Annotated in this window: 14 protein-coding genes; 10 read left to right on the top strand and 4 right to left on the bottom strand. The window is 70.3% G+C overall.

The window, feature by feature from the left end; all coding sequences use genetic code 11:
- The first annotated feature begins 108 nt into the window (after positions 1 to 108).
- The gene (locus RIF23_RS05470) at positions 109 to 3,273 is read left to right on the top strand and encodes an ATP-dependent helicase (protein ID WP_310911290.1); all 3,165 of its coding nucleotides are present in this window, start codon (positions 109 to 111) and stop codon (positions 3,271 to 3,273) included.
- Entirely contained in the window at positions 3,270 to 6,755 is a 3,486-nt protein-coding gene (locus RIF23_RS05465; protein ID WP_310911289.1) for an ATP-dependent helicase, read from the top strand. Before RIF23_RS05470 ends, RIF23_RS05465 begins: the two co-directional genes overlap by 4 nt.
- Positions 6,756 to 6,845: 90 nt before the next feature.
- Here RIF23_RS05465 and RIF23_RS05460 read toward each other — a convergent pair whose 3' ends face one another.
- On the bottom strand, positions 6,846 to 7,607 hold the full coding sequence (locus RIF23_RS05460; RefSeq protein WP_310911288.1) for a glycerophosphodiester phosphodiesterase: 762 nt from the start codon (positions 7,605 to 7,607) through the stop codon (positions 6,846 to 6,848).
- Complete coding sequence (locus tag RIF23_RS05455) at positions 7,604 to 8,368, bottom strand: IspD/TarI family cytidylyltransferase (protein WP_310911287.1); 765 nt, start codon at positions 8,366 to 8,368, stop codon at positions 7,604 to 7,606. The genes RIF23_RS05460 and RIF23_RS05455 overlap by 4 nt, the downstream gene beginning before the upstream one ends.
- Before the next feature lie 551 nt (positions 8,369 to 8,919).
- Here RIF23_RS05455 and RIF23_RS05450 point away from each other — a divergent pair.
- From RIF23_RS05450 to RIF23_RS05415, 8 genes are all read left to right on the top strand, one after another.
- A complete protein-coding gene (locus RIF23_RS05450) occupies positions 8,920 to 9,738 on the top strand; it encodes an ABC transporter permease (RefSeq protein ID WP_310911521.1) in 819 nt (272 codons plus the stop codon).
- Positions 9,738 to 10,547 (top strand): ABC transporter ATP-binding protein, encoded by an 810-nt coding sequence (locus tag RIF23_RS05445; RefSeq protein ID WP_310911286.1) that lies wholly within the window; start codon positions 9,738 to 9,740, stop codon positions 10,545 to 10,547. Before RIF23_RS05450 ends, RIF23_RS05445 begins: the two co-directional genes overlap by 1 nt.
- Positions 10,548 to 10,648: 101 nt before the next feature.
- Positions 10,649 to 11,467, top strand: coding sequence for a hypothetical protein (locus RIF23_RS05440; protein ID WP_310911285.1), 819 nt, complete (start codon positions 10,649 to 10,651; stop codon positions 11,465 to 11,467).
- Entirely contained in the window at positions 11,464 to 12,114 is a 651-nt protein-coding gene (locus tag RIF23_RS05435; protein WP_310911284.1) for a DUF5941 domain-containing protein, read from the top strand. Before RIF23_RS05440 ends, RIF23_RS05435 begins: the two co-directional genes overlap by 4 nt.
- Before the next feature lie 127 nt (positions 12,115 to 12,241).
- Complete coding sequence (locus RIF23_RS05430) at positions 12,242 to 12,973, top strand: phosphocholine cytidylyltransferase family protein (RefSeq protein WP_310911283.1); 732 nt, start codon at positions 12,242 to 12,244, stop codon at positions 12,971 to 12,973.
- Between the two features lie 5 nt (positions 12,974 to 12,978).
- Positions 12,979 to 14,028: an iron-containing alcohol dehydrogenase family protein gene (locus RIF23_RS05425; RefSeq protein ID WP_310911520.1), complete on the top strand. Its 1,050-nt coding sequence runs from the start codon at positions 12,979 to 12,981 to the stop codon at positions 14,026 to 14,028.
- Positions 14,006 to 14,776, top strand: a complete 771-nt coding sequence (locus tag RIF23_RS05420; protein WP_310911282.1) for a CDP-alcohol phosphatidyltransferase family protein — start codon at positions 14,006 to 14,008, stop codon at positions 14,774 to 14,776. Before RIF23_RS05425 ends, RIF23_RS05420 begins: the two co-directional genes overlap by 23 nt.
- Positions 14,777 to 14,904: 128 nt before the next feature.
- Positions 14,905 to 15,789: a glycosyltransferase family 2 protein gene (locus RIF23_RS05415; RefSeq protein ID WP_310911281.1), complete on the top strand. Its 885-nt coding sequence runs from the start codon at positions 14,905 to 14,907 to the stop codon at positions 15,787 to 15,789.
- A gap of 175 nt (positions 15,790 to 15,964) precedes the next feature.
- Here RIF23_RS05415 and RIF23_RS05410 read toward each other — a convergent pair whose 3' ends face one another.
- Both RIF23_RS05410 and RIF23_RS05405 read right to left on the bottom strand, forming a co-directional pair.
- Positions 15,965 to 17,167: a glycosyltransferase gene (locus RIF23_RS05410; RefSeq protein ID WP_310911280.1), complete on the bottom strand. Its 1,203-nt coding sequence runs from the start codon at positions 17,165 to 17,167 to the stop codon at positions 15,965 to 15,967.
- Positions 17,168 to 17,339: 172 nt separating this feature from the next.
- Positions 17,340 to 18,689, bottom strand: a complete 1,350-nt coding sequence (locus RIF23_RS05405) for a nucleotide sugar dehydrogenase (protein ID WP_310911279.1) — start codon at positions 18,687 to 18,689, stop codon at positions 17,340 to 17,342.
- Between the last annotated feature and the right edge of the window lie 93 nt (positions 18,690 to 18,782).

Raw genomic sequence — 18,782 nt, 5'->3', positions numbered from 1 at the left:
TGCTGTTGCCGCAGCCCGCGGCTGGTGGCCCCGGTCGGTGCTGCGTTCGACGAACCAACTGTGGGGATTCCCGGACGCGCGCCCCGGGGTTTCTGGTGAACTGGGGGCGTGCGTAGCTCTGGATACCGGTTGGTGCGGCGGCCCCCAGGTGAGACCGCTGTGCCGCAGCTGGACGAACAGCAACAGCGGGTGGTGGCGCATTCCGGCGGTCCGCTGCTCGTGCTCGCGGGGCCGGGGACCGGCAAGACCACGACGATCGTGGAGACCGTGGTCGATCGGATCGACCGCCGCGGGATCGATCCGAGCCGCGTTCTGGTGCTCACCTTCAGCCGGAAGGCGGCCCAGGAGCTGCGGCAGCGCATCACCGCCCGGCTGCGGCGCACCACCCGGGAACCGCTTGCGCTGACCTTCCACAGTTACGCCTACGCGCTGATCCGCCGCGAGTTTCAACAGTCCCAGGACCTGCCGCCGCGTCTGCTCACCGGCCCCGAACAGCTCCTGGAAACCCGCGAGCTGCTCGCCGGGGAGCTGCGGGACGGGGCCAGCCTCTGGCCCGAGCGGCTCCGGCCCGCCCTGGGGACCCGCGGCTTCGCCGAGGAGCTGCGGGACTTTCTCATGCGGGCCCAGGAACGCGGCCTGGACTCCCCGTGGCTGGAGTACCACGGGCGGCGTCAGGGCCGCGATGACTGGGTGGCGGTCGCTGACTTCCTGGAGCGCTACACCGGTCGGTTCGACGTGGCTCCCGTCCCCACCCTGAACTATGCGGAACTGGTTCGGGTGGCGGCCAACCTCCTCGGCGACCCCGAGGTTCGACAGGCCGAGCGTGGCGCCCGCGAGGTGGTGCTGGTCGACGAGTACCAGGACACCGATCCCGCCCAGGAGGAGCTTCTGGCCAATCTGGCTGGCGATGGTCGGGAACTGATCGTGGTCGGGGACCCGGACCAGTCCATCTACGGGTTTCGGGGCGCCGACGTCCGCAACATCCTGGAGTTCGACAAGCGCTTTCCCGACGCGCGGGGCCAGCCGGCGCCGGTAGTGGCACTGCGTACCTGCCGACGCAGCGGGACGGGGCTCCTGGCGGCCTCCCGGGCCGTGGCCCGTCGGCTGCCCGCCGCCCCCCGCGCCGGGGGAAGCTCGCTCAACACACACCGGGACCTGGAGTCTCTGCCCGAGGCTCCCACGGGGGAGTGTCGGGTGACCGTCGCGGACACCCCAACGCAGGAGTCCGCGTTCATCGCCGACGAGCTGCGCCGAGCCCACCTGATGGACGGTGTGCCCTGGTCCCGCATGGCGGTCCTGGTGCGTTCCGCCCGCACCCAGATTCCCCCGCTACGTCGAGCCCTGGCCGCGGCAGGGGTGCCGACCGGGGTCGGCGGGGACGAGCTTCCCCTGGCCAGTGAACCCCTGGTGCGCGCGATGCTGAACCTGGTGCGGTGCGGGCTCCATCCGGAACGCATCGACGAGGAGATGGCCCAGGATCTGCTCACCAGCGCGTTCGGGGGTGCCGACACCCTGGCCCTGCGCAGACTGGGGCGAGCCCTGCGCCAGCTGGAGCTGGACGCCGGAGGGCGGCGCAGCTCCGCGACCCTCGTCGCCGAGATGCTGCGCGACCCCCGGGACCTGGCGATGGTGGCTCCGGAGGTGCGGGCCCCCGCAGATCGGGTGGCCTCCCTGCTGCGTCTGGTCACCGACCGGGTGGCCGCGGGGGCCTCGGCCGAGGAGGTGCTGTGGGCGGTGTGGCAGGCCAGTGGCCTGGCCGACCGCCTGTTGGACGGCAGCCAGGCCGGGGGGCGTCGTGGGGCTGCTGCCGAGAACGACCTCGATGCCATGGTTGCGCTGTTCGACAGTGCGGCCCGCTACTGTGACCGGCTACCACCCGGTGCGCCCGAGGGCTTCCTCGAGGACCTGGAGGCCCAGGAGATCCCCGCAGACACCCTCGCCGAGACTTCTCCCGAGGGGGACGTGGTGCGGATCCTCACCGCGCACCGGGCCAAGGGGCTGGAATGGGACCTGGTGGTGGTCGCGGGCGTGCAGGAGGGCACCTGGCCGGATCTGCGGCTGCGTGGCTCCCTGTTGGGTGTGGAACAGCTCGTGGACGTGGCGGCCGGCGCCGAGGGGGCCGCCACCGCCGCCTCGTCCGCGGCGGTCGTGTCCAAGTTGCTGGACGAAGAACGACGACTGTTCTACGTGGCGGTGACTCGGGCCCGCAGCCGGCTCCTCGTGACCGCGGTGGGTGGGGCCGATGGAGACACCGAGGAGCGCCCGTCCCGGTTCCTCGCCGAGCTGGGCGTGGGGGATCCCGAGCGGGTCACGACCGGCCGCCGCTGGCTGTCCCTGCCTGCGCTGGTCGCCGATCTTCGCTCCACCGTGACCGACCCGCAGCGTCCCGAGGCGCTGCGCCGGGCTGCCGCGGCGCACCTGGCACGGCTGGCCGACGAGGGGGTGCGCGGTGCGGATCCCGCCGAGTGGTACGCGCTCACCCCGCTGTCCGACGACCGTCCGCTGGTCACCGAGGACGAACGGATCCGGGTCTCCCCCTCGCAGGTGGAGCGGTTCTCCACCTGCCAGCTGCGCTGGCTGCTGGAGTCGGCCGTGGGCGCCGGATCCACCCAGCTGGCCTCCAGCCTCGGCAGTGTCATCCATGCGGTGGCCGTGTTGATCGCCGAGGGCACCGAGCTGGAGGACGTGGAACGGCGCCTGGACGAGATCTGGTCAGAGTTGGACTTCGGAGGCCCGTGGTTCGCCCGCAAGGAACGCCGGCGCGCCGAAGAGATGGTCGCGAAACTCGCCAAGTGGAACACGGAGAATCCCCGCTCCCTGGTGACCTGGGAGGAAGGCTTCCGGGTCGACATGGGTGGGGTCGAGATCACCGGACGGGTCGACCGGCTGGAACGTGACGACCAGGGACGGGCCGTGGTCGTCGACATCAAGACCGCGAGCTCACCCGTCAAGCAGGCTGAGCTGCCCAGGCATCCCCAGTTGGGGGTGTACCAGCTGGCGGTGCTCAAGGCCGCCTTCGCCCGCTACGGCCTCGCGGAACCAGGTGGGGCGGAACTGGTGCAGGTCGGCAAGGCCGCCTTGACGAACACGGTGCGGGTGCAGGACCAGAAACCACTGGGCGAGGACACCGAGCCCGAGTGGGCCGAACAGCTGGTGCGGACCGTGGCCCAGGGCATGGCAGGGGGGACGTTCCCCGCTACCCGCAACAGCGGCTGCTCCAGCTGTCCGGTCCGGTCCAGCTGCCCCGCACACGAGGAAGGGGGGCACGTGTGAATCCGCGCTACCCAGCACAGCCAGGGCAGGAGCAGCCCCCGGCCCAGCCCGGCGGGGGGTGGACTCCCGCCCAGCTCGCTCGCCTGTTGGAGCAACCCGAACCGACCTCGGAACAGGCCGCCGTCATCGCCGCCCCTCTGGAACCCGGAGTGGTGGTCGCCGGTGCCGGCTCCGGGAAGAGCGAGACCATGGCCTCGCGCGTGGTGTGGCTGGTCGCCAACGGCTATGTACGTCCGGAACAGGTGCTGGGGCTGACCTTCACCCGCAAGGCGGCCAGTGAGCTCGCGGATCGGGTCCGGCGCCGGCTGGAGCAGCTCGCCCGCACCGACGCCCTACCCACCGAGCTCAGCGAGGGCGAACCGTCGGTGTCCACCTACCACTCCTACGCCGCCCGGATCGTCAGCGACCACGCCCTACGGGAGGGGATCGAGCCGGCGACGCGGCTGATCACCCCGGCGGTGTCCTGGCAGCTGGCCGCGCAGGTGGTGGGACGCTACGACGGGGACATGGACGCGATCACGGTCGGCCCCCAGCGCGTGATCGGCGCGGTACTGGAACTCGCGGGAGAACTGTCCGAGCATCTCGCCGAGCCCCAGGACGTCCGCGATCTCGGCTCCTGGCTCCGCGAGCGCGCCGCACAGTTGCCGGCCACGGCCGCGAAGAAGGCTCGGGGGCTGCTGGACACCCAGGCCAAGCGCGAACAGCTGCTGCCGCTGGTCGAGTCCTACGTCCAGGCCAAGGCCGCCCGGGAGGTCATGGACTACGGGGACCAGGTCGCGTTGGCCGCCCGCATCGCCGAGCGGCACGGCGAGGTCGCCCGGATCGAGCGGGAACGACACCGCGTGGTACTCCTCGACGAATACCAGGACACCAGCCACGCCCAGCTCGTGCTGCTGCGGGCCCTGTTCGGCGAGGGGCATCCCGTGACCGCGGTCGGAGACCCCTGCCAGTCCATCTACGGATGGCGCGGTGCCAGCTCCGGCAATCTGGTGCGCTTTCCCACCGACTTTCCCCTCGGGGCGGGCCGGCCCGCCCCGGTGCGCCAGCTCGCCACCAGTTTCCGCAACGGTGAGCGGGTACTCACCGTGGCCACGGCGCTGTCGGAGCCGCTGCGGTCCGAGACGTCGGCAACGACGGTCCCGCGCCTCCAGCCCGGCCCGCAGCGGCGCGCACGGGGCGCCGTCTCCTGCGGGCTGTTCAACACGCACCAGGACGAGGCCGCCTGGATCGCCGAACAGGTGGAACTCGCTCTGGAGGGCAGCATGGCGGATGCCCCCGGCCCGAACAGCACCTGGGCGCCGGACGGCCAGCCCTGGCCCGGCGGGGAGCGCAGCGAGGCGCTGCGCCCCGGGGACATCGCGATCCTGTGTCGGAAACGCTCCCAGTTCCCTGCCCTACGCCAGGCCCTGGAACACCGTGGGATTCCCGTCGAGGTGGTTGGCCTCGGTGGGCTGGTGGCGGTGCCCGAGGTGCGGGACATCGTGGCCACCCTGCGGATCCTGCACCAGCCCAGTGCCAGCGCGGAGCTGGTGCGCCTGCTGACCGGCCCGCGCTGGCGGCTGGGTCCACGTGACCTCGTTGCCCTCGGACGCCGGGCCGCGGAGCTGGCCGAGCACGGGCGCCGGGACCTGTCCTCGGCCGCGCCCGGCCCCGCCGGCACCGAGTCCACGGACCTGCTGCGTCAGACGATGCTCGACCTCACGGCCGAGCAGGGAAGCCTGGCCGACGCGGTGGAGGACCCCGGCCCCGCCGAGAACTACTCCGAGCTCGGCTATGCGCGGATCCGCCAGCTGGGTGGGGAGCTACGGTCGCTGCGCGGACTCACCTCCCAGCCCTTGGCCGAGCTGATCGGAGAGGTGGAGCGGGCCCTGGGCCTCGATATCGAGGTCGCGGCCCGTCCGGGACGCGACCCGGTCAGCGCGCGTGCCGATCTGGACGCCTTCGTGCACGCCGCGGTCCAGTTCACCGGGAACAGTGAGGACCCGGGGTTGGGCTCGTTCCTCGCCTATCTGAGTTCGGCCGAGGACACCGAACACGGCCTGGATGTGGGTCGGGTCGGCACGAGTGACAGCGTGCGGCTGATCACGGTCCATGGTGCGAAGGGACTCCAGTGGCCCCTCGTGTTCGTCCCGGGCCTGTGTGGTGGAAAGTATCCCGTGTTTCCCGCCCGCCCGCAGCGCGACCCGAGCTGGACCGTCAACGAACGTAAGCTTCCCTACCCCCTACGCGGGGATCGTGCCGACCTGCCCGACCTTCCGGATGTGGAGCCCCGGGCCCTGGCCGAGTTCGCGGAGGCGGCGAAGCAGCGGGAGAAGCTGGAGGAACGCCGCCTGGCCTACGTGGCGGTCACCCGCGCCGCGTTCGGGCTGGTGGCGACCGGGCACTGGTGGGGGCCGTCCAGCAGCACGACCGGAGGGCGTCGCGGCCCTTCGGACTTCCTGGAGGAGATCCGCGCGGTGTGCGCCACCGGGGTCGGGCGGGTCGCACAGTGGACCCCCGAGCCGGAGGAGGACGCCACCAACCCGACCGTGACCACGGAGGAGCCGGTGCCCTGGCCGCCGGCGGCGGATATCGACGGCGCGGATGCGGAGCCCGCCGGGTGGGACGATGCGGCGCAGCCCGGGGCGGACTGGCGAGCCGGGCAGCGCTCGGGGGCCGCGCTGGTGGCCGCGGCCCGCGGGGCCGCGGCGCCGGAACCGGGACACGAGAACGCGACGGAGCTGTCCCCCGGGCAGCGGCGCCGCCTCGACGGCTGGAAGCGAGACGTGGAGCTGCTCCTGGCCCATCGCGCCAGCCACGGCGATGCCACGCCGGGCGCGGAACCGGTTCCGGTCGAGCTTCCGGAACACCTGTCGGTGTCGTCGCTGGTGGCCCTGGCGCAGGATCCCCAGGGACTCGCGCGCCAGATCCGCCGCCCGCTCCCGAAACCGCCGACGCCGCACACCCGGCGGGGCACCGCCTTCCACGCCTGGTTGGAGGAACGGTACGGCCAGCAGAGCCTGATCGCTCCGGACGAGTTGCCCGGTGCCGCCGACGAAACCGAGGATTCCGACGGCGACACCGTCGCCCAGGATCTGGTTGAGCTCCAGCGCCGGTTCGAGGACAGCGAGTGGGCTGACCGGGTTCCCGTGGAGGTGGAGGTGCCGTTCGAAACCATGCTTGGGAACCACCTGGTCCGAGGGCGCATCGACGCTGTGTTTTGTGGCCCGTCCCAGGCCCAGGATTTGGCGACGGCCCCGCAGTACGAGGTGGTGGACTGGAAGACCGGGCGTGCACCGCAGGGTGTCGCGGAGCGGGAAGCGGTCGCGGTGCAGCTCGCGGCCTACCGGATGGCCTGGGCCGATCTGGCTGGTGTCCCGGAGTGGCAGGTGGGGGCGGCGTTCCACTATGTCCGGGACGGGGTCACGGTCCGTCCCGAGGATCTTCCCGACGCGGCCGGACTCCTTCGGCTGATCGAGCGGGTTCCGCTGCTGGAGCCGTGACGCGGGTCCGGATCCAGCAGCGGAACCCGGCCCTGTGGCAGTGCATACCGCTGCGCCAACCGCTCCGCTGTCCGCCCCGGCGAGGTCCCCTCAGCGTTCCTTGAGTGCGGCCACGGTTCCGGGAACGTCGTCCACGACGACCGCATCCACCCCGGCGTCGACGAACCGCACCGAGTCCACCGGGTCGGGGCACCAGGACACCACGGCCAGTCCGGCGCGGTGTGCGAGGTCCACGGCGTAGCCGATGCTGCGGTGTGTGGGGTCCGGGTCCGCGCCGGCCACGCCCAGGGCGCGGGCGTCCAGACACACCACATCGCAGCCCATTCCCACCGCGCCCGGGAGCGCCTGGTCGATTGAGCCGCGCACGTACGGCATCCAGGCCACCGGGACGCCCGGGGCCTCATCGCGCACTGCGAGCGGCACCGAGGGATCAAACGAGGACACGAACATTCGCCGCGGCCGCGTCCCGTCCCGCTGCTCGCGCAGCCGCGGGGCCAACAACGACACGGTGCGGCGGTGTTGGGGACAGAGCGCGTCCTCCATGACGGTCTTCACGTCGAAGTCGATTCCCACCTCGGAGGGCAGGGCGGTGAGGATCTCGTCGAGGGTGGCCACGCCCGCGGCCGTGCATTCCGCAGCGGTGAGATCCACAATGACCCGACCGTCCGGAAGCTTCTCGTCGTGGTACACCACCAGGGCGTCGTCCCTCGTGCGCCGGACGTCCACCTCGACCCAGCCGGCCCCGGCGGCCACCGCGGCGTGGAAGGAGGCGGTGGTGTTTTCCCGGGCGCCGTCCACCACGCCACGACCGGCACCGCGATGGCCGATCACCTCAGGGCGGTCGAAGATCACGTCGTCTCCTCCTGGTTCGTTCGACGCCCGAGCAGGGCGGCGGCGATCGCGATGTCGCCGGGGTGGGTGATCTTGATGTTGTGCTCGGTGCCGGCGACGAGCGCCACCGACGTTTCCGGAAGATAACGCAGGACCACCCCGCAGTCATCCGTGGGCTGGAAGTGCGGATCGGCCTGCGCCCGGTCGTGGGCACGGCGCAGGGTGCCCAGGCGAAATCCCTGGGGAGTCTGCATCCGTCGCAGCCCGGAGCGACTCGGCATATGGGCCACGGTTTCGGGAACCGTGGAGGCAGGGCCGGGCGCAGCCTCCACGATGGTGTCACTGGTGGGGATCGCCACGCTGGCGGCCCCCGTGGCCGTGGCGGCGGAGACGCAGGCCGCGATCTCCGCGGGCTCGACGAGTGGGCGCGCGGCGTCGTGCAGGAGGAGCAGGTCACTGTCGGGGCGGTCCGCCAGCGCCTGGATCGCGCAGCGGGAGGTGTCGCTGCGCTCCGCGCCTCCGGGCAGGACCGCCGTGATTTTCGGGTCCGCGAGGTGGGCGACGACGCGTTTCGTCTCGTCGATGTGGCTGGACGCGCTGAGAACCAGCACGTGGTCCACGTCCGGGCTGGAGCAGAAGGTGGCCAGGGAGTGTTCGAGGATGGTGCGCCCCGCGAGTTCGAGGAGCTGCTTCGGACGCTGCGCGCCCATCCGGCTGCCCCTCCCTCCGGCGAGCACGGCCGCGGTCACCTGTGGCCGGGTGTTGTCGTCCCACCCCGTCATGGGTGCCCCTTCCCTCTCGTCTCAGCTGTGTCCCCGTGCCTGGCCCCGGGTGCGTGCAGTGCGCGGCCCACGGCACCGTGTCGAGTCTCACGATGGCGCGGTCGCACAAAGGCCGGAGTGGTCGACCGTGGTCCGGCTGCGGGCCGGGACAGGCTCCTCCGGTGCGGACGTCGTGTCGCGGGCGGCGTACACTAAGGGCGCCCGGCACTGGGCGCGGGGTTCACGTGGGTATGGCAAGATCAGGCACCGAGCGCGGAAAGTTCTCCGTTTCGGCGCGAGCTCGGTTGCTGGTGCCCGCCCGGTCCACAGGACACCCTACCGTTGGCTCGTGCCGGCGCGCCTCTGCGCAGGGGACCGCTGTGCTGCGTGCACTGGTTCGCTGTGTTTGCTGTCCGCTGTCCGCGGTCCGTTTCGCTGTGTTCGGTGCGGATGTCGGAGTGGCCCCGACGCAGGCCCGGAACCTCCGGGCGGGCCGGAGCCGGGCGCGTTGGCGTGGGTGACCGAGCGCGACAAGTACAACGCCCCACAAGGAGGAGACGGTGGCGTCACGGATGCTGGCCGTCTGGGAGAACCGTAGGGTCGTCAGCCTGTTGGTACGGCGGGACCTGAAGGTCAAGTACCAGCAGTCGGTCCTCGGGTATGCCTGGTCGTTGCTGGAGCCCTTGGCCATGGCCGGGGTCTATCTGTTCGTCTTCGGGATCATCCTGCAAGCGGACCGGGGAATGCCGGACGGGGCCCCTGGTGGCTTCGTGCTGTTCCTGGTCTCTGGGATCCTGGCGTGGCAGTCCTTCGGGCAGTCGCTCAACGAGGCTCCCAAGGCCATGATCACGCACTCCAAGCTGATCACCACCATGAAGGTGCCGCGGGAGATCTTCCCGTTGGCGACGGTCACGGCCAAGTTCGTGGAGTACCTGTTCAGCCTTCCGGTCTTGGTGATCTTCGTCATTGCCCTCGGGGGGCAGTGGACGTTCACCGGAATTCTGGTCTGGCTGCCCCTGGCGCTGGTAACCCAGTTCGTATTCACCCTGGGGATGACCTTCCTGCTGTCCTCGGTGAATGTGCTGGTCCGCGACATCGAGCGGGTGGTACGTATCCTGAACCGGGTGCTGTTCTACGGCTCGGCCGTGATCTATCCCGCGGCCCTCGTGCTGGAAGAGACACACGTGCCCGAGTGGTTCAAGGTGGTGTACCAGTTGAACCCGCTGCTGGGGATCTTCGAGATGCACCGTGCGGTGTGGTTCGCCGAGTTCCCGGAGCTCACGCCCGGCCTGATCGCGCTGTCGTCGGCGGTCGGCGGGGCCCTGTTGATCCTGCTCGTCGGCTACCTGACCTTCCGTCGTCTGGAGACGTCCGTCCTGAAGGAGTTGTGATGTCACAGCTCGTCACCACGGCCCCGGCCATCGAGGCCCGCGGTCTGGGTGTCAAGTTCGCGGTGAACCGGCGCCGCAAGCGCAGCCTGCGCGAGATGTTCATTCACGGCAGTCGCCGAGATCCCAACGCCGAGGGGGCGGACTTCTGGCCACTGCGGGACGTTTCCTTCGACATCGCCGAGGGCGACTGTGTGGGGATCGTCGGTAAAAACGGCACCGGAAAATCAACCCTGCTCAAGCTGATCGCCGGGGTTCTGTTGCCCGACGAGGGAACAGTGCAGGTACACGGTCGGGTGGCGCCGCTCCTCGAACTCCGCGCGGGGTTCAACGACCAGCTGACCGGGCGGGAGAACGTCTACCTGGTGGGGTCGCTGCACGGGATGCGGGAGTCGGAGATCGACGAGCGTTTCGCCGACATCGTGGATTTCGCCGAACTGGACCAGAAGTTCGTGGACACCCCGGTCCGGCACTACTCCAGCGGAATGAAGGTCCGGCTCGGCTTCTCGCTGATCTCCCAACTGGAGCATCCGATCATGCTGGTGGACGAGGTCCTCGCCGTCGGGGACAAGGCCTTCAAGCGCAAGTGCTACGACGCCATCAACCGGATGCTGGAGAACAACCGCACCATGGTTCTCGTCTCCCACAACGAGAACGACCTCAAGCGCTTCTGTAACCGGGGCCTGTACATCAAGGACGGGCGTCTGTCCCTGGACGCCGACATCGCAACGGCCCTCAACGCCTACAACGAGGACACCCAGGCCGAGATCGAGGCGAAAAAGCAGCGCAAACGCGACCAGGGGTCCGAGTAGCCGGCCCTCGGCGCGCCGTCCCGGCCCGCCCTGTGCACGCTCGGTAACCTCGGCGGAGCAATGGCAGGATGCCGTACGGCCCGCGCTGGAGGGAACCCGTGGTGGCCAGGGCCTCGAATGACGCTGGTCTCACCCGGCGCCCAGATTCGCTTGCGGAACCCATCGTCCGGTGGGTGACCCGGCGTCGGATCAGCCCCAACCGACTGGCCGTGCTCGGCGTGACCCTGCTGGTCCTGGCCGCCGTATGGCTGTCGGCGGGCGATCTGTTGGGCAGAGTCGTCGCGGCGGCGCTGGTGCTGCTGGTCCTGGTGGTGAATGTGGCTACCCGCGAACATCCCGCGGGCCCACAGCCCCCACGGGACTTCGCCCCCACGCTCATGCGGATCGGGGAGGGCGTGCTCTACGCGGGCATGGCCCTGGGCGGGACGGCGGCAGGGGTTGCCGGAATGTGGGTCTGGGCCACGGTGGCTCTCGCGGTTCTCGCGGCGCGCTGTGTGCTGGTCGCATCCCATGCGGCTCCCCCCGACCGGTCGCCGGGTCCCGCCGCCGTGCGCTCTCCGGTCACCGAGGGTGATCCCAGTCGTGCCTCCGCCGGGCAAGAGCATGATCCGGTCCTGGCTGCCCGAATCCTGGGGGATTCCAGCAGCACCTCCGGGAGGGGCCTCGGCCGCCGTGGCGCCGACCGGGCCGCCGCGGACGAGGCGCCGAATCCGCACCCAGGAGGTGGCGCCCGCTTCGGGTGGCCCTTCGGGCAGCAGCAGCGTCTCGCCGTGATCTGCGGGACGCTGCTGCTGCCCGAGGAGCGGGTGACATTCCTCGCACTGGCCGTGCTCGGGGGGATCAGTGTGCTGACGCACCTGCGCCCGACGGCGGGACTGGTCTCCCCAGCGTTGTCCCAGCGGCCCGGGGGTGAGCCATGAGCATCGTGTCCGCTGCCGGTCCCGAGACTCCCGACCGGCTCAGCCTGCGCGAACTCCGGGACGACGGGTGGTTGAGTACCGCCCTGGGTCGACTGGCGGCGGGTGCGTTCGCTCCGCTGCTTCCCGCGGTGACGGGAAGCACGGTGGCGGTCGTGCTGCTTGCTGTGGGGATCGGGCCGCTCGGAGGGGTTAGCCTGTTGGCGCCGGTCGCGGCGCTGCTCCTGGCGGGTGTCGGTGCTGCCCACGCGCACGACGGACGCTGGGACTGGGCTGTGCCGCTACTTCTGCGCGGAACAGAGTATCTTTATGTCCTGGCGCTGGGCTTCGGCGCCGGGGTCCCCCTGCCGCTCCCGTTCGCGCTCGTCGCTGCGTTGGCGGCGCGGGACTGGGCGCGTGGTTGTCCGTCGCAGCCACGCGGCCCGGACGGGCTGGGTATCGCGATGCTCGGCTGGGACGGGCGCATGCTGGTCCTCGCTGTCGGTGGGATGCTGGACGCGCTGCCGTTCGCTTTCGGCCTGCTGGCCGGGTATCTGTGGGTACTGAACGTTTGGGCGGTCGGCAGCCGGTGGCTGGACACCGAACTCGGTGACGGTCGTGCGGGACACCAGCGCCGCACACCCGGTTCCGCGGAGACCGCGGAGCGGTAGCTGTCCGCCCGGGTGGCGGCATCGCCCGGCATCGGCGACGCTGTGTGCGAGAGTCGCTGGCGGTACGCCGCGCGGTAGCGTGCGGTGACCATGACAACTACGACCACTGGGGAGGAGGGCGCCCGCAATGCTCGGTATGGTTCTGGCCGCAGGAGCCGGACGTCGGCTGCGCCCCTACACCGACACCGTGCCCAAGGCGCTGGTGCCGGTCGATGGAGACACCACCATCCTGGATATTTCGTTGCGGAACTTCGCCGCGATCGGACTCACCGAGGTGGTGGTCGTTGTCGGCTACCGCGCCGAGGCGGTCGAAGAACGTAAGGCGGATCTGGAACGCCGCCACGGGGTGCGGCTCACCCTCGTGTACAACGACCATGCCGAGGACTGGAACAACGCCTACTCCCTGTGGACCGCGCGGGAATACTTCACCGAGGGTGTCCTCCTCATCAATGGTGACACGGTCACTCCGGCCGGGGTCGGTGCGACACTACTGGCCGCGCGTGGACCGGAACTGCTCCTCGCGGTGGACAGCCAGAAGCCGCTCGGTGACGAGGAAATGAAGGTGACGCTGGACGCCTCCGGCCACATGGAGCACATCACCAAACTGATGGACCCTGCTGTCGCCGCCGGCGAGTACATCGGGGCCACCGTTATCGAGCCCACCGTGGCCGACCGGCTCACCGAGGCCCTGGAAGCCACCTGGCGCGGTGACCCTCAGCTCTACTACGAGGACGGGTACCAGGAACTCGTGAACCGCGGCGGCAAGGTGGCGGTCGCACCGATCGGCAGCGTCGACTGGGTCGAGGTGGACGACCACGACGACCTTGCCAAGGCTCGGGAGATCGCATGCCGCTACTAGCGCGGATGCTCCCCTCGCCCCTGACCATTGATGTTCGCCGGGGAGCGATCTCCTCGCTGGGGACGGTACTCAGCGACCGCCGGATCGCGACCGAAGGCCGGATCGCCGTGGCCGTGGGGCCCGGACAGGGGGCACGGATCGTCGCCGACCTGGACCTGCCGCGGTGCGAGGTTTTCCAGGTGCACAACGGAGGCGTCGACGACGCGACCGAACTCGGGAAACAGCTGCGGGCCGGGGCCTACGAGGCCGTGGCCGGGGTTGGTGGCGGCAAGACCGTCGATGTCACCAAGTTCGCCGCCTCCATGGCCGGCATCCCGATGGTGGCGGTCGCCACCAACCTGGCGCATGACGGTATCGCCTCGCCCACCGCATCGCTGGAACACGAGAGCGGCAAGGGCTCCTACGGAGTGTCCATGCCGGTGGCTGTCGTCGTGGACGTCGACTACGTGCAGGCCGGGCCACAGCGCCTGGTGCGCTCCGGAATCGGTGATGTGGTCAGCAACCTCTCGGCGATCGCCGACTGGGAACTGGCCGGGAACGAGCAGGGCGAACCGGTGGACGGAATGGCGGTGACCTTCGCCCGAGTCGCCGCGCAGGCCATCCTGCACCGCCCCGACACCGTGGACTCCGTGGATTTCCTCACCGCCCTGGCCGAAGCCCTCGTGCTGTCCGGGATGGCGATGTCGGTCGCCGGGTCCAGCCGCCCCGCCAGCGGGGCCTGCCACGAGATCCTGCACGCCATCGACCAGCTGTATCCACAGACGAGTAACCACGGCGAACTCGCGGGGCTCGGCGCCCTGTACGCGAGCTATCTCCGGCACCGGTACCAGGACGCCGACGCGCAGCGTATGACCACCATCCGGGACTGTTTGCTCCGCCACCAGCTACCGGTGGTTCCCCAGGACGTCGGGCTGGACATCGACCAGTTCGCCCGGGCGGTCGATCACGCCCCGGCCACGAGACCGGGCCGCTACACGGTGCTGGAACATCTGGCACTGTCCCCCGCAGAGATCCAGCACAGCGTGGAGGGGTATGTCCAGGCCATCCGTGGCTGACCTGCGCGCCAAGGGCCAACCCCCGGGCCTGAAAGAGCGGGTGAACGAGGAACACTGGGCCGGGCGCCTCTACATGCGGGACCTGTCGCCCTACGCGAGCACCATTTTCGTCCGGTGGGGCGTGCCCCCCAATCCGATCACCTACCTGATGATCCTCGCCGGGGTTGGGGCAGGGCTGCTGCTCACCCTGGGCGGGGTGCTCTCCGCGGTGGGGGCGCTGCTACTGGTCCAGCTCTACCTACTGTTGGACTGTAGTGACGGTGAAGTGGCCCGTTACACCGGGCGCACCAGCGTCGCCGGGATCTACCTGGACCGCATCGGACACTATCTCGCCGAGATCGCCCTGCTGGTCGGGCTGGGAATCCGCGCCCAGGGCGCGTGGGAGGCCGGTGGCTGGGTGATAGCCGGTATGGCGGCAGCACTCGGCGCCGCATTGATCAAGGTGGAAACCGACAATGTGGTGGTGGCCCGGGCCAAGGCCGGACTCCCGGACCAGGTGTCCGAGGAGGCGGCTCGTCCCCGCTCCCGCGGCCTGGGCGTGGCACGGCGGTTGGCCGCGGCCACCCGCTTCCACCGGATCATCCAGGCGGTGGAGCTGTCCCTGCTCGTGGTGGTGGCGGCCGTTATCGATGCGGCCCGCGGCGACCTCCTGGCAACCCAGGTCCTGGTGGTGGGATGCGTCGTGGTGGCGGCACTGCAAACGGTGCTGCACCTGGTGAGCGTGCTGGTTTCCCGCCGGCTGGAGTAACGAGCACAGCGAGCACAGAGAGCACACGGCACGTCGCCATGCAGGGTTCAACGTCCGACACACCCGTCCCCGGCGCCGCGCAGTCCCGGCGCCCCTCCGTCACGAGGCCAGCCGACCTGGGAGAGCGCATGTCCGGTCCGAGCGAGCAGCCAACGCTTCGTGTCTCCTGTGTGCTCCTGACGATGGGGGACCGTTCCGAGGAGCTGTGGCGCGCGATCCAGAGCGTCCGGGAGCAGCGGGGAACGGCGGTCGAAGTGGTCGTGGTCGGCAACGGGGTGGCGGTACCCGAGGTGCCGTCGGGAACGGTCACGGTCAACCTCCCGGAGAATGTCGGGATCCCCGAGGGACGCAACCGTGGGGTCGCGGCGAGCAGCGGCGACGTGGTCGTGTTCCTCGATGACGACGGTTGGTACCGCTCGCGCGAGGTGTTGCGACACGTCCGGGACCGGTTCCGGGACGACACCGCCCTGGGGGTGCTGTCCTTCCGGGTTGCCGACCCGGACGGGGGCCCGGACCAACGACGTCACGTGCCGCGGCTGCGGGCCGGCGACCCCCACCGGTCCAGCCGCGCCACCACCTTCCTGGGGGGAGCGTGCGCGATCCGCCGCACGGCCTTCGACGCCGCGGGTGGACTTCCGGGGGCGTTCTTCTACGCCCATGAGGAGACCGATCTGGCCTGGCGCATCCTCGACGCCGGTTTCACCATCGAGTACGACGCGGCGGCGGTGATGTACCACCCCGCGCTGTCGCCCACCCGGCACGCCGACTTTTACCGCCTCAACGCCCGGAACCGGGTGTGGCTGGCCCGACGGAATCTGCCCTGGCCCATCGCGGTGTGCTACCTGGGGACCTGGATCGGGCTGACCGTGATTCGGGAACGCTCGTGTTCCGCCCTACGTGCCTGGTTCGGGGGCTTTCGCGAGGGATGGCGGAGTGACTGCGGGCCACGACGCCCCATCCGCTGGTCCACGGCCTGGCGCATGACCCGCAACGGACGACCACCCCTCGTGTGACGGCTACGCCCCGGATCCCGCATTCTCCACGCATCGGCCTTCTGTGGCCCTCATGGTGTGAGTGTTGACCCCGAGATACCAGAACAGCCCGAAAACGACCCACCCCGGCCCCTGGTCCCGGCGGATGGACGGGAGCGCTCCCCAGGTTCGGCGATCGAGCAAAGCAGGCCCCTGGTCACGAGGGATGGACCCGCAAGGGGTCGATCCCGGATCCCGCGGAGCCGGGGTTCGGGACCGCGCCGGAGGCGGCCGGCCCCGGGTCCGGCCGGGCCGCCGGCGCCCGCGCGGGTGCAACGCCGGCCCAGTCCTCAAGACTCGCCACGAACTGTGCGGCCTGCACGGGCCAGTGGAAGTACTCCCGGGCAATCCGATGCCCGGTGCGGCCGTAGGCGTACCGCAGCCCGGGGTTCCCCCGCAGCCGCAGCAGGGCCGCAGCGGCCGAGTCGGGGGAGCGGTAGGGGACAACAGTCCCGCAGTGGCCCTGAGTCTGGCCGGTGACCAGACCTTGGGCCTGCGGGTTGGGTGTGGTCACGACGGGAACTCCCTGCGCCATGTACTCCACGACCTTGGTCGGTAGGGAGCGACGGTAGTTGGGGGTGTCGTGGAGTAGGCACAGCCCGGCCAGTGCGCCCCGCACCATACGCAGCGCCTGGTCGTTGGGAACATAGCCGTACCAGTCCAGAACCCCGTCGCGTTGCGCCTGCCGCAGCAGGGGGCGCGCCTCGGAGTCGGCGGGGCCGATCACGTCCATACGTACCCCGTGTGGGCGGATCCGGTGTGCGATCTGCACCAGTTCGGCCGCGCCCCGCGCCATGGACAGGGCGCCCAGGTAGACTACGGGGCCGTCGCTGACGCGTTTCGGTGGCTGTTCGGGAACGTGCGTGGTGTTCGGGATCACTGGATGCGGAGCACGGAAGCGGTTCCGGTAGCCGTCCTCGGCGAGGAGTAGATGGAGCCGCCGCTCCGCTCGACGTTCGACCTGGCGCGCGAGTGGCATCAGCGGACGCCGCAGTGGTCTGGGGACCCAGGGCTTCGTCAGGATCGATGCGGCCGTGTCCTCGTGCACGTCCCAGACCATGGGCGTTTCCGCCCGGGGAAGGACCAGCAGGAGTTCGGGGTCGTGCACCAGCAGGATGTCGGCGGTCGGGGCGTGGGCGGCGAGCGCGGCCCGTGCGGCCCGTAGTGCCCGTAGTCGTCGGCGTCCGGTGGCGCGGGGCACGTCCACCGTGGTGAGTGTGGGCCAGGGGGTGACCCCCAGCTCCCGGAAGGGAGCAATGTAGGTCACTGTGTGCCCCGCGTCGAGGAGCGCCCTGATCTGGCGGTGCAGGATCCGCGCATCCTCGGGGTGGTGGACCACAGTGGCGACGAGTGCGTGCATGAGGTGTCCTGGGATCCGGGGCCGGCGGGCCCTCCGGGCCGTACACGGCTCCGGGAGGCCCAGTCACCTCGACGATAGGGAGCCAGGAAGGACGGGGAAGGAAACGCGGGTTACGCGGCGGAACAGTTCAGGTGAACCCGGTGCTTCCCGCCCCGGCCTTCCGGGAACGGGTTCACAGCACTTCGATACCGGGGCGCAGTTCCGGTGCGTTTGCGAGCTCGTCCGCGGGGGCCGGCGATCGGCGGCGTAGGGTGCCCCGCGTGTCCAATAGGAGCCGGGCCCGTTCTGTGAGGGTTTCGGGTCGGTACTCGCTGTGTTCGGTGACCAGGATGGTCAAGTCCGCGTCCGCGAGGGCCTCCTCCAGTTTCTCGGCCCGGGGCACGGCCACCCCGTCCACCTCCCACTGCGGTACGTACGGGTCGTGATATCTGAGGGTGGCCCCCGCGGCCACCAGTTTCCGGGCGACGGGGCGGGCCGGGGACTCCCGCTGGTCCGCCACGTCGGCTTTGTAGGTGACCCCCAACACCAAGACCGTGGCGCGGGACAGCGCGATTCCCGAGCCGTTGAGGAGATCCTGGGCCCGTTGCAGTACGTAGCTGGGCATGCGTGCGTTGATCTCCTGGGCGAGTTCCACGAAACGGAACGGGTAGCCGAGGGTGCGAACCTTGTAGGAGAGGTAGTTCGGGTCGATCGGGATGCAGTGTCCACCCACCCCCGGGCCCGGGTAGAAGGGCTGGAATCCGAAGGGTTTCGTCGCTGCGCAGGAGATGGAGTCCCACAGGTCCACCCCGAGTTCCCGGCAGAACACGGCCATCTCGTTGACCAACGCGATGTTGACGTGCCGGTAGGTGTTCTCCAGGAGTTTGGCCATCTCCGCCTCCCGGGTGCCGCGCGCCTGAACGACCGTGTCGACGAACTTGCCGTAGAAGCTCGCGGCCAGCTCGCCGCACCGTCGGGTGAGCCCGCCGACAACCTTCGGGGTATTGGCCACCCCGAAGGTGGCGTTACCCGGGTCGATCCGCTCCGGGGAGAAGGCCAGGTGGAAGTCCTGCCCAGCGGTGAGCCCCGAGGTTTCCAGCGCCGGACGAAGCACCTCGTCCGTGGTCCCCGGATAGGTGGTGGACTCCAGAATGACCAGGGTTTGGGGACGTAGCTGCCCGGCGATGGTGCGGGCGGCGGCGTTGACCGCGGTCAGGTCCGGGCCGCCCTCGTCGGACAGTGGGGTCGGCACACAGATGACAACGGTTCGGGTTCTGCCCAGAACCTCGGGATCGGTGCTCGCATGGAACCCGGCGTCCCGCATAGTGGCCACGTCCGCGTCACTCAGGTCCCCGATGTGGGAGTGGCCGGAGTTCAGGGCGTCAACGACGGTGGAACTGACATCGAGGCCCACCACCCGTAGCCCGACCCGGGCCGCCTGGTGGGCGAGTGGAAGTCCCACATAGCCGAGCCCGAGCACGACGAGGTCGGTGGTCTCGTGCGGGACGGTGCCATGGAACTGGGTACTGGCGTCGACGTCCACTGGGGATCCTCTCGCTAAGGCTGGGGTCCGTCCCCGTTCTGGCTGATGTGCTGTACAGGTCGCGCGGGTGCTCCCCCCGGTTGACCCGAGTGG

Source organism: Lipingzhangella rawalii (assembly GCF_031628175.1).
Lineage (GTDB): Bacteria > Actinomycetota > Actinomycetes > Streptosporangiales > Streptosporangiaceae > Lipingzhangella_A > Lipingzhangella_A rawalii.
This window is presented reverse-complemented; position numbering and strand designations above follow the sequence as displayed.